The sequence below is a fragment of the Chloroflexota bacterium genome, from assembly GCA_016219275.1.
In the GTDB taxonomy this organism is placed as follows: domain Bacteria; phylum Chloroflexota; class Anaerolineae; order UBA4142; family UBA4142; genus JACRBM01.
Map to the genome: position 1 here is coordinate 1 of JACRBM010000034.1, position 11,348 is coordinate 11,348.

An 11,348-nucleotide genomic window follows, 5' to 3' on the forward strand; every position below is an offset into this window, starting at 1 on the left:
TGAAATCGTTGTACAAAAAGCAAAGAATTTTGGGACGCGGATTCACGCGGATTTTCGCGGATAAGAAAAATATCCGCGTTCATCCGCGTTCATCCGCGTCCAATAATTTGTTTGGTTTCGGCTTGTCCGAGTTAGGAATCTGCTCTAGAAGCGGGCTTTCGTTTCTGCCAGTTTTTTTGCATTGGTAATGCGGCTGATGTTCATCGTGCTGACGACTGCCATTGAAATATATATCAACGAGTTGACGCTTGCGAATAATAGTTGTATTCTCGCAGCGTGGATATGTAGACGAACAAGACGCCATCGCCGAAAAAACGAATCCCAGATCACAGCGAGACGGATTATGAACATCAAACTTTTTATTCAACGCCATCAACTCGCGAGTTATTTCGTTCTTGCTTACGGCATCACCTGGGGCAGCGTCCTGGGCTTCCTTGCCTCAAAAGGATTTCGATTTGACGCGATCCAAATGCAAGATGCGCTCGTCATTTTCTTTTGGATGATTGCGGGACCCAGCACGAGCAGTCTCGTTTTGAACGCGCTGCTCGATGGACGCACAGGACTGCGCGCATTGTGGACGCGCGAGACACACTGGCGAGTGAGTGTTCGGTGGTGGGCAATCGCACTGTTGACAATTCCCGTGCTCATCTTGGTGATCTTGGCAGTGTTGAGCATCGTCGTCGCGCCAGCGTTTGCGCCTGGTTTCCAAATCTTCGGCTTGGTGATCGGGCTGTTGGCGGGTGGCTTTGAAGAAATTGGTTGGACGGGATTCGCGGCGCCGCGGTTGTTGAAGAGACACAACGCGCTAAAAGCTGGGTTCATCCTGGGTGTGGCGTGGGCGCTCTGGCACATGCTTGCCGATTTCTCCGGCAATATCACCGGGATGGGAAGCACAGGATGGTTGTTGTGGTTCACCGTTTATTGGCTATTGTGCTTGCCCGCGTACCGCATGTTGATGACCTGGGTTTACACCAAGACCCAGAGTCTGCTCGTGGCGCAACTCATGCACGCCAGTTACACCGGCTGGCTGGCGACGCTCAGTCCCGCCACAACCTCGTTTAGCCAGAACTTGGTGTGGCAGATCCTCTTTGCGGCGAGCTTGTGGGCGATGGTTGCGGTCGTCGCCGTGGTGGAGCGGCGAAAGCAAAATATAAAGCGAGTGTTTCAGCCATTGCGCAGGAAAAACCCTAGACAGTAGCAATACCTTCGCCAAAATCATAAATTGATCCACGAATCACGCGAATCACGCGAATAAAAAACAAAATTAACGAAGATTCGCGAGATTCGCGGGTGAAGAAATAATTGGCGAAGGTATTAAAGTAGACAAGCTCATTTTGACACGCGGCACGGTTTAAACCTGCCGCGTGTTTTCGATTGGACGAGTCCATTCGTTGGCAAGTTTCGCCGCCCCGCGTCTTGTGGTAAAATGATTGTCGTGAAACGATTCTTTTCAATCGCGATCGGCGCCGCGCTCACCCTCGTCCTCGTTGTTTTCCTCGCGCGTGATTCAATTAACCAAACGCTCGCCGACTGGACTGGCGAAGAAGAAATCGAATATCAACTCAAGGCGCTTGGCTATCTCGCGGTCTCGCTCACGCAACCCGCGCCCGATACCGCGCCGTTCGCACCGATGAAATACGCGGACGTGAATCCGTTCGGCATCAACACGTTCCTCGAACAAGAAGTGGAAGAAACCAAGCTGCGCCAATCGTTGCAGATGATTCGCGATGCCGGGTTCAAGTGGATTCGCCAAGAGTTTCCGTGGGAAGATATCGAAAAGCCGCTCAAGGGTCAGTTCTACGATGTGCTGTACAAAAAAGTGACCTGGGAAAAGTACGATCGCATCGTTGACCTCGCGCACGAGTACGGCATCGAGGTGATCGCGCGGCTCGATCATCCGCCGGCGTGGACGCGCAAGGACGGTCGCGCGCGCGGCGATTTTGCGCCGCCGGACAATTACGACGATTATGGCGATTTCGTCGCGGCGGTCGTCGCGCGCTATCGCGGCAAAATTCGTTTCTATCAACTGTGGAACGAGCCGAACATTTATCCGGAATGGGGCGAGCAAGAGGTCAACGCGCGCGATTTCACGCGGCTGTTGAAAATCGGTTACACAAGAGTCAAAACGACCGATCCGAGCGCGGTTGTCATTTGCGCCGGTCTCGCGCAAACGGTGGACGAGAGCGGGCGCAATATGAGCGAACTCGTTTTTCTGCAAGAGATGTACGACGCCGGTGCGCGCGGCTATTTCGATATTCTCGCGGTGCAGGATTACGGCTTGTGGTCGGGTCCCGGCGACCGGCGCATTGGGTACGATCAAATCAATTTTTCGCGACCGATCATGGTGCGCGAGATCATGGTCAAGAACGGCGATGCGAACACGCCCATCTGGGTGATGGAGACCGGCTGGAACGCGCAACCGGCTGATTTCAAGGACGCGCCGTTCGGTCGCGTGAGCGAAGCGCGGCAGGCGCTCTACGCGCCCAAGGGATACGAGCGCGCGAAAAACGAATGGCCCTGGATGGGCACGCTGATGTACTGGTTCTGGAAGCGCGCGGACGAACGCGAAAAGAGCCAATCGTTCTATTATTTCCGGATGGTGGATCCGGATTTCACTACGCGCCCGGTGTACAACTCGATGCGCGAGTACATCCCGACCGCGCGGTACGTGCCGATGGGTTTTCGCTCGACGAGTCACTGGGCGATGGATTGGCGCGGTGACTGGGAGACGGTGCGCGATGAGCGCGCGTACTTTGGGGAATATAGGATAGGGAAACAGGGAAATGAGGGAAATAAGGGAACTGGGAAACAGGATGATGAGATTAGTTTTGTTTTTCGCGGGACTGATCTGGATTTGGTTGTGACGCAAAATCCGTACAGCGGCGCGGTGCGTGTGCAGGTGGATGATGCGCCCGCGCGCGAGATTGAACTGTGGCGCACCGACCCAGGTGTGGGCGGGCGCATCGCGCTCGCGCGTGACTTGGATGACGGCGCGCATCGCGTGACGATTACGGTAACACGCGCGCCGGTCGCGATCAACGGTTTTGTGATTCAGCGTGGGTGGGCGTGGGCAATTAAAAGAGTTGCGATGATTGCATTGTTGTGCGGTGCGATAGTTGGCATGTTCGCATTTCTCCGAGGTAGAAGATGAATCAAAAATCTCTTTTGACAACGGCAACTGAAATTGCCGGGATTATAGGTGTAGTTCTTGCTTATCTCGCGTTTGCAAACCAAACCGGATGGTGGCCCTTTGATCCCAGGGCAACCCCGACACCGAGTTTTTCAGCGAGTGCGGCGATGCCGACGGCTGTTTCAACTCTCGCGCCAACGAATACGTTGCGTCCGACTGCGACCTTCACACCCGAACCAACCGAGACACCGCGTCCGACCGCGACCTTGGCACCTAGACCAACCGAGACGCCGCGTCCATCTGCGACGCCCACACCTGGGATCGGGTCAACCCAACTTGCACCGATTGATGGCGCGACGATGGTGTATGTGCCGGCGGGTGAATTCACAATGGGCGGCAATGACAACGGCGACGAAAAACCACCGCACCCCGTTTACCTCGACGCGTTTTGGATGGACAAGCATGAAGTGACCAACGCGCTTTACAAAAAGTGTGTGGACGCGGGAAAATGTTCTGCGCCATCCGAAAGAAACTCGTACACGCGCGAATCATACTATGGCGATGCGCGCTACGATAACTTTCCGGTGATTTACGTTTCGTGGAGCGCCGCCAGCGCGTACTGCGCGTGGGCGGGCAGACGTTTGCCGACTGAAGCCGAATGGGAAAAAGCGGCGCGTGGTCCTGCGGCAAGCGCCGGAGACCGGCGGATTTATCCGTGGGGCAATACGTTCGACAAAAATCTGCTCAACTCATCGGAGGGAGGCAAGGGCGACACAACGGCGGTGGACAGTTATCCAAATGGGGCGAGTCCATACGGCGCGCTGAATCTGGCGGGCAATGTGTGGGAATGGGTCGCGGATTGGTACGATCCAAATTATTATTCCAACGCGCCGCGTAACAATCCCAAGGGACCCGATGCAGGACAGCAGCGCGTTTTGCGTGGCGGGTCGTGGTATTACAATCAGTTCAGTGTGCGCGCCGCCGTTCGCTACATCTACTTGCCTGATTCCGGTAGTTTCCTGGTTGGTTTTCGTTGCGCCCAGTAGTTTCTCAACATCCTGAATTTCTGATTTCTGAATTCTGTGGGGGGTGACAACGGACAAGAACGGATTGAACGGACAAAACAAAATCCGCGTTCATCCGCGTTCATTCGCGTCTCATAAACAATCGTGATTAACACATTCCTCAAACACAAAAATCAATTCTGGCTTTTCGTCGGTCATTTAGAAAGGATGCAACTATGTTAAGTGTCCCATTGCGTGACAATCTAGCAAACCAATTGAAGAACGAGGCAGAGCGTTTGCACACTAGCGTTGAGGCGCTAGCAAACGATTGGCTGGAAGACCAGTTGTGGCAAGCCAAGCGGCGCAAGATCAACGAAGAAGCCGACCATTTCCGCGCGCGACACACGGAATTGTTCGCGCAATACAATGGTCAGTATATTGCGATGCGGGATGGTGTTGTGCTCGATCACGATGCCAATCTAGTGATCCTGCACGGGCGCATTCGCGCCCAGTACGGCGACGAACCCATCTTGATCGCGCCAGTGACAGCCGAACCGATTCAAACGTTCAAGGTGCTGGGCGCGCGGCGACGCGGAGGTTAGCCATGCGTGTTCATTACAACGCACGATACACGCCCGCGATTCCGATTCTCCAAGCATCTTTTGGATATGGCAACGCGGGTCGTCTACCGGAAACCTTCGAGGCGATTGTGGATACTGGCGCGGACGCAACGATCGTGCCGGAGGATATCGCGCGTCGTCTCAGAGCATCACCCCTCAACCCGGCGCATCTCGAAACGCAGTGGGGCGATGTTCACCCAGTCACAATGTATTTGCTCGATATTCAAATCGGTGAAGTGAATTTGCCGAGCGTCGTTGTCGCAGGCGATCCCGAATCAGACGAAATCATCCTGGGTCGCAACGTGCTCAATAAACTCGCGTTGTTCCTCGACGGTCCGGCGCAACAAACCGATGTGTTGGACGATACAATGGTAAATCGTTTGCGTCACCGGCGACAGTAAATTTGATGCTTGCCCTTTTTTTGAAACACAAAAATCAATTCTGGCTTTACGTCGCGCTTCTCGTCGCGTTGGCGTTGCGCGCGTACCGGCTTGACGCGCAGAGTTTGTGGAACGACGAGGGGACGAGTGTTGCCTTGTCCGCGCTCTCCCTGGACGCGATCATTGCCGGCGCGGCGCGCGACATTCATCCGCCGTTGTACTATTTCCTGTTGCACTTTTGGATGCCGTTTGTAGGAAATACAGAATACGCAGTACGCTTTCTATCGGTCATTGCTGGAGTTGTGACCGTCGCACTCGTATTTCGCATCGCGTATTCCTTTTTCGATGTTGAGGTCGCGATCATCGCCGCGTATTTGTCCGCGTTCTCGCCGTTTCAAGTGTACTATTCGCAAGAAACGCGGATGTATGTGTGGGTGATGCTGTGGGCGGCAGTGTCGGTCTACGCAATGCTCAAGATTCTGAATTCTAAATTCGTAATTCAAAATTCAAAACCCGAATTGCGAATTGCGAATTTTGAATTACGAATTTTGAATTACGAATTACGAATCTGGATTCTCTACATTGTCGCGACAACAGCCATGCTCTACACTCAGTACGTCGGCGCGTTCGTCGTCATCGCGCAAAATCTCGCGTTTGCCATTTGGTGGGTTTTCGCATTTCGCAATTCGCAATTTACAATTCGCCATTCGCTATTCGCTATTCGCACTTGGCTCATCGCTCAATTTTTCATCGGCGCATTCTTCCTGCCCTGGTATTTGCTCGCCGGCGGGCAACTTGCCACGTGGCCCTCAATCAGCGAGCCGCTCGATTTGCCGACCTTGCTCTGGCGCGTGTTGAGCGTATTTAGCGTCGGCACGACCCAGGACGCGGCGACATCGGGTGGGATTGCGCTTGCGTTCGGGATTCTGTTTCTCGTCGGTTGGCGGAGAACGCATTCCGCGGTGGTTAACTGGGTTACGGTCTCACTAATCTTGTGGACGCTCGTGCCGGTCGCGGTAATGTACATCGTCTCGCTGTCACGCCCAGCGTACAATCCAAAATTCTTATTGCTCGCGACCCCGGCGTTCTACATTCTCGCCGCGCGCGGCTTGTCGCTGATTTACCCGGGTGTGTTTTTGCATCAACGCCACGTGCCGAGTCGTAGTCTACTGCGCTGGGTCGCGTTTGTGATTGCCGCGCTCGCCGTCGCCGGTCCGCTCACGTCGCTGCAAACATACTTTGGCGATCCGCGCATCGCCCGCGACGATTATCGCGCGGTCGTGCAAGAGGTTGACGCGCACGCGCGCGCGGGCGACGGCATTTTGATTGACGCGCCCGGTCAGATTGATGTCGTGCGCTATTATCATCGCGGCGACCAGCAACTGTACCTCTTGCCGCGTATGCGACCGCCCGATACCGCCGCGACGCGCGCGGATGTGGACGAAATGCTGGCGAAATCGCGACGCGTGTTCGCGATTTACTACGCGACCGAGCAGAGCGACCCACAAAACATCATCGGCGCGCGACTCGCGGAACGCGCGTTCGAAGCGCGCGATGAATGGCGCGGCAACATTCGGCTCGCGCTGTACGGCAGCGCGCCGAATCCGCGTGCGGCGGCGCAATCGGTGAACGCGCAATTCGGCGACGAGATCGTGCTGACGAGTTACCAACTCGATCAACGCGTCGCGCACATTGGCGATGTGCTGACGCTCACGTTGAACTGGCGCGCGCATCGAACGCCAACCGCGCGCTATAAGGTGTTCGCGCATCTGCTCGATGCAAACAACAAGGTCGCCGCGCAACGCGATGCGGAACCAGTCAACAACCTGCGTCTCACGACGACCTGGCGCGCGGGCGAAAACATCGCGGACAACATCGGCATCTGGCTCGAACCTGGGATGCCTCCCGGCGAGTATCGCGTCGAGATTGGAATGTATCGCGCGGACAATGGCGCGCGGTTGCGCGTCGGCGACGCCGATCATTTGATCTTGGGTACGGTGAAAGTGCAGTAGGTTTTTCCATCAGTTCCCTGATTTCCTTCATTTCCCTCTTTTCCATTTTGAAAAAGGGAAACAAAGGAAATGAAGGAACTGGGGAGTGAGTTCTATGCCGGTTGATCTTTACATCGGTCCGAAAAAACGCGGCGCACCGTGGTGGCAAGGTTGTCTGCTCTCATTGTTCATCTTCATCGTCGGCGCGTATCTAGTTGTGTTGTTGCTCGCGTCGCGCGGCGTCTACGTCGCCGAGTATGTGCCTCTGCCGGAATCGTTGCAACCCAGTCCCACGCCCTCGCCCACGCCGACCGAAGCGGCGGTGACGCGTCTGCAACGCGCAGATGCGTTGTTTTTCGATGGACAATTGGACCAGGCGATTGTCGAGTATCAAGCGGTGATTGGGCTAGAGCCGCTCAACGATGCGGTGTACGCGAAACTCGTCAAGCCGTTGTTGTTGACGCGCCGCACCGACGAAGCGGTCCAAGCCGCGCGGCGCGCCGTGCAGATCAATGAACAGCGCGCCGAAAACTTGACCGCGCTCGCGGAGGCGCTCGATTGGCAAGGCAACTTTGTCGAGGCGCTCGACTTTGCGTTGCGCGCGACCGAGTTGAATCCGAACTATTCGACCGGGTGGGCGGTTGTCGCCGAAGTGTACGCCGACCTGAATCGTCCCGACCGCGCGTTGCCTGCCGCGCAAAAAGCGGTGCAATTGGACGACAACAACGCGGACGCGCATCGCAACCTGGGTTACGCGCAGGAGGCACGCGGACGTTATCGCGATGCGATCCCCGCGTATCAACGCGCGATTCAACTGCGTCCCAAACTCGGCTATCTCTACATTAGTCTCGCGCGCAACTATCGCATCGTCAACAATTTCAAGGATTCGATTGCGACGTTGCAACAAGCGTTGAAAATCGCGCCCAAAGACCCGACGGTGTACGACGAACTGGGTTGGACTTACTCGCTCTCCGGCGATCAGGCGCGCGCGATCGCGCAGTTGAAAAAAGCCATCGAAGTGGATCCGAATTACGAAGTGCCCCAAGGTCACCTGGGTCACGTTTATTTCTTGCAACAGGATTGGCAAAGCACGGTGACGACGCTCGAAAAAGCGATTGCGCTCGGAGGTTCGCGATTGGAGTATTATTACAAACTCGGCATTGCGTACGTCAACCTTAAGGATTGCGGCAAGGGCAAGCAGTGGGTTGACAAGGCATTGAGTATCAATTCGCAAGACCAAGCCGTGCAAGGCGCGCTGTCGTGGTACGAACAGCACTGCGAACCTACTCCGACTCCGCGTCGCAAGTGACTTACGACGCGTGTCGCGTGTTGAGTTAATGCGTCGCTTGTTTTTCACCCGTCATTTTTCAATGGTCATTTATCAACGATGATTTTTCACCGCGCGTGGCGCGCGTTCCTTCGATTTGCGTTTCAGTTGTTCTACAATCCGTTTGCATTCACGTACGATGTCGTCAGCGCGCTCGTATCGCGCGGGCATTGGCGCGATTGGACGCGCGCGGCGATTCCGCGCATCGCCGGCGCGCGCGTCCTCGAATTGCCGTGCGGCGCCGGCAACTTGACGCTCGATCTGCTCGCGGCGGGATATTCGCCCATCGGTGTAGACCTCTCGCCCGCGATGCTCCGCATCACGCGCGGCAAGTTAAATCGCGTGCGTTTACCATCGCGATTGATTCGCGCGCGCGCCGAAGCGTTGCCGTTCGCGCGCGCGTCGTTCGATTCGCTCGTGATGACGTTTCCGCCGGGCTTTGCGTACGATCCGGTCGCGCTCGCGGAAATGTACCGCGTGCTCGACGACGATGGACGCTTGATCTGGGTAGACGGCGGACGCTTATTGCCGCGCGATGCCTGGGATCGCGCGCTCGATGCCGCGCTCAACGCGGTCAGCGCGCCGTCGTCCGTGAACGCGGTGCTCGATGTGCTCAAGCAGGTCGGATTCGAGCCACAACTGGAAACGGTTCAAGATGAGGCGAGCGCGGTGCTCGTCGTGACCGCGCATAAAAGGAGGGACAAATGAGTTTACAATCCGCGTTGATCTTCCTTGGTTTCATTTGCATCTTTCATCTTGTCGGCGGCGTTGTGGTCGGGTTGTACTTGCGCCAAGTGCGTCGCGGTGGATCGTGGAGCGAATTCCCGCGACTTGTGTGGGGTGCGGCGGCGGGTGGCTTGCCGATGGTGATTGGCGCATCCACGTTCATGGATGCGGGAATGCCGTACCTGGTCGCAGTCGAGATGGTGGTGTTTGTCGCGGCAATTTTCAGTGTTGTGTTTTTCCCGGAAGCGTTTCTCGAATCGTTTCGCTCACCGCAAGTTGCGCGCGTCGCGTTTAGCGGCGTGTTCATCGTCGTCGGCGCGGTCGTGGCGGTGCTGGCATTCCGCGAAGGCACGTTCATGGTTGTATTGTTTGGCATGGTCTTTGTTGGTGTGGGCGCGTTGATTTTTGTGCCGGCGTTGAAGGCGTTATTCAAACCGTGAAATCCTTTTGACAGCGGTTTGCCGCTGTGCTAGAATCTTGTCACGTTGAGCAAATGGCGAGTGAACAAATGACAAATAACCAATTACCAATTACCAATAACCCACACCCAATTTATCTCGATCACTCTGCAACGACGCCGGTTGATCCGCGCGTTGTCGAAGCGATGCTTCCCTATTTCACCGAGAAGTTCGGCAATGCGTCGAGTCTGCATCGTTGGGGGCAAGCCGCGCTGGGCGCGCTCGATGAATCGCGCCGGACGATTGCCGAGATTCTGCACGCGCATCCGAACGAGATCGTTTTCACGTCGGGCGGCTCCGAAGCGGATAATCTCGCGTTGCGCGGCGTCGCATTCGCGTTGCGCGCGAAAGGCGCGCAAGCGCACGTCATCACAACGCCGATCGAGCACCACGCGATTTTGAACACGGCGGCGCAACTCGAAAAAGAATTCGGGTGCGAGGTCACACGCGTACCGGTCAATCGGCAAGGCGTCGTGAACCCGGACGACATCGCGCGCGCGATCAAGCCGAACACGATCTTGATCAGCGTGATGTACGCGAACAACGAGGTCGGCACGATTGAACCGCTCGCCGAGATTTCTAAAATTGCACGTGAAAAGAAAATCGTTTTTCACACCGACGCGGTGCAGGCGGGCGGTTATCTCGACCTTGATGTGAACAAACTGGGTGTGGATTTAATGTCGCTCGGCGCGCACAAATTTCACGGACCGAAAGGCGTCGGCGCGTTGTACGTGCGCGCGGGCACGCCGCTCTTGCCAACGCAAACCGGCGGCAGCCACGAGCGCAGTCGTCGCGCGGGAACCGAAAACATTCCGTACCTTGTCGGCATGGCGACCGCGTTGAGAATTGCTCAAGGTGAACGCGAGAATGAAAACGCGTGCTTGATGGCACTGCGCGAGAAATTGGTTGAAGGAATTCTGGAACGCGTCGCCGGCGCAGAACTGACCGGCGATCCCAGGAATCGTTTGCCGGGTCACGCGAGTTTCGTCATTCCCGGCGTGATTGGCGACGAAATGGTGCTGGGTCTCGATCTTGCCGGCATCGCGGCTTCGACCGGCAGTGCGTGCACAGCCGGCGCGCTCGAACCGTCGCACGTCCTCGCGGCGATGGGGTACGCGGCGGATGCCGCGCGCGGCGCGTTGCGTTTGACGCTGGGACGCGACAATACGGATGAAGATGTCGCGCGCGCGGTAGATGTGGTGGCGGATGTGGTGGGCAAGTTGCGCGGCAAGTGACAAGTCAAAAGGCAAAAGATGAAACTCCCCAACCGCGAACACGCGGTCATTGCTCCAGACAAACTTTTCGATTACATTTTAAACGCTAAACACAAACGCGGCGGGACCAAAGCGCGCTTGCTGATCGAGTTTGGTTACAACCCAGTGAATTGGCGTCAACTTGAAAGCGATATTCGTTTGTGTCATTTGGGAACTGATGCGGATTCTGTTCGTCAGTCTGAGTATGGAACGCGCTACGAAATTCGAGCTGCGTTGCAAACACCCAGTGGTCGTGCGCTGATTGTTCGAACGATTTGGCAGGTGGATACGGGAACAGATTACCCGCGCTTGATTACCTGCTGACCGTCAGCGCATGGCTGACACATTACCGCCAGCAACGCCCTGACACAAATGTCGCAGATACCGCCAGCGCATGCCGGACAGTCGTGGCGGTGATGTGTAACCTTGGTGAGTGATGATGTTGTGGTGTGAATCAAA

General features: G+C 56.1%; 10 protein-coding genes. All 10 read left to right on the forward strand.

Annotated elements, in window-relative coordinates:
• Window positions 1–343 precede the first annotated feature (343 nt).
• The 10 genes from HY868_07445 (at window position 344) to HY868_07490 (ending at window position 10,871) form a co-directional block, all read left to right on the forward strand.
• Complete coding sequence (locus tag HY868_07445) at window positions 344–1,198, forward strand: CPBP family intramembrane metalloprotease (protein MBI5301955.1); 855 nt, start codon at window positions 344–346, stop codon at window positions 1,196–1,198.
• 228 nt (window positions 1,199–1,426) lie between these two features.
• On the forward strand, window positions 1,427–3,151 hold the full coding sequence (locus tag HY868_07450; protein MBI5301956.1) for a cellulase family glycosylhydrolase: 1,725 nt from the start codon (window positions 1,427–1,429) through the stop codon (window positions 3,149–3,151).
• A complete protein-coding gene (locus tag HY868_07455; GenBank protein MBI5301957.1) occupies window positions 3,148–4,176 on the forward strand; it encodes an SUMF1/EgtB/PvdO family nonheme iron enzyme in 1,029 nt (342 codons plus the stop codon). Before HY868_07450 ends, HY868_07455 begins: the two co-directional genes overlap by 4 nt.
• Before the next feature lie 194 nt (window positions 4,177–4,370).
• Window positions 4,371–4,736, forward strand: coding sequence for a hypothetical protein (locus HY868_07460; GenBank protein ID MBI5301958.1), 366 nt, complete (start codon window positions 4,371–4,373; stop codon window positions 4,734–4,736).
• Between the two features lie 2 nt (window positions 4,737–4,738).
• Window positions 4,739–5,155 carry a retroviral-like aspartic protease family protein gene (locus HY868_07465; GenBank protein MBI5301959.1) on the forward strand — a complete coding sequence of 139 codons (417 nt, stop codon included), beginning with the start codon at window positions 4,739–4,741 and terminating at the stop codon, window positions 5,153–5,155.
• A 5-nt stretch (window positions 5,156–5,160) separates the two neighbouring features.
• Window positions 5,161–7,146, forward strand: a complete 1,986-nt coding sequence (locus tag HY868_07470; protein MBI5301960.1) for a glycosyltransferase family 39 protein — start codon at window positions 5,161–5,163, stop codon at window positions 7,144–7,146.
• Window positions 7,147–7,240: 94 nt separating this feature from the next.
• Window positions 7,241–8,434: a tetratricopeptide repeat protein gene (locus tag HY868_07475; GenBank protein MBI5301961.1), complete on the forward strand. Its 1,194-nt coding sequence runs from the start codon at window positions 7,241–7,243 to the stop codon at window positions 8,432–8,434.
• A 78-nt stretch (window positions 8,435–8,512) separates the two neighbouring features.
• The gene (locus tag HY868_07480; GenBank protein ID MBI5301962.1) at window positions 8,513–9,160 is read left to right on the forward strand and encodes a methyltransferase domain-containing protein; all 648 of its coding nucleotides are present in this window, start codon (window positions 8,513–8,515) and stop codon (window positions 9,158–9,160) included.
• On the forward strand, window positions 9,157–9,618 hold the full coding sequence (locus HY868_07485; GenBank protein MBI5301963.1) for a hypothetical protein: 462 nt from the start codon (window positions 9,157–9,159) through the stop codon (window positions 9,616–9,618). The genes HY868_07480 and HY868_07485 overlap by 4 nt, the downstream gene beginning before the upstream one ends.
• Window positions 9,619–9,686: 68 nt before the next feature.
• Complete coding sequence (locus HY868_07490) at window positions 9,687–10,871, forward strand: cysteine desulfurase (GenBank protein ID MBI5301964.1); 1,185 nt, start codon at window positions 9,687–9,689, stop codon at window positions 10,869–10,871.
• Window positions 10,872–11,348 lie beyond the last annotated feature (477 nt).

What these genes read in the sequence shown, in the direction of transcription:
- HY868_07445 (MBI5301955.1), top strand. Translation starts at nt 344, where the DNA reads ATGAACATCAAACTTTTTATTCAACGCCATCAACTCGCGAGTTATTTC.
- HY868_07450 (MBI5301956.1), top strand. Translation starts at nt 1,427, where the DNA reads ATGATTGTCGTGAAACGATTCTTTTCAATCGCGATCGGCGCCGCGCTC.
- HY868_07455 (MBI5301957.1), top strand. Translation starts at nt 3,148, where the DNA reads ATGAATCAAAAATCTCTTTTGACAACGGCAACTGAAATTGCCGGGATT.
- HY868_07460 (MBI5301958.1), top strand. Translation starts at nt 4,371, where the DNA reads ATGTTAAGTGTCCCATTGCGTGACAATCTAGCAAACCAATTGAAGAAC.
- HY868_07465 (MBI5301959.1), top strand. Translation starts at nt 4,739, where the DNA reads ATGCGTGTTCATTACAACGCACGATACACGCCCGCGATTCCGATTCTC.
- HY868_07470 (MBI5301960.1), top strand. Translation starts at nt 5,161, where the DNA reads ATGCTTGCCCTTTTTTTGAAACACAAAAATCAATTCTGGCTTTACGTC.
- HY868_07475 (MBI5301961.1), top strand. Translation starts at nt 7,241, where the DNA reads ATGCCGGTTGATCTTTACATCGGTCCGAAAAAACGCGGCGCACCGTGG.
- HY868_07480 (MBI5301962.1), top strand. Translation starts at nt 8,513, where the DNA reads ATGATTTTTCACCGCGCGTGGCGCGCGTTCCTTCGATTTGCGTTTCAG.
- HY868_07485 (MBI5301963.1), top strand. Translation starts at nt 9,157, where the DNA reads ATGAGTTTACAATCCGCGTTGATCTTCCTTGGTTTCATTTGCATCTTT.
- HY868_07490 (MBI5301964.1), top strand. Translation starts at nt 9,687, where the DNA reads ATGACAAATAACCAATTACCAATTACCAATAACCCACACCCAATTTAT.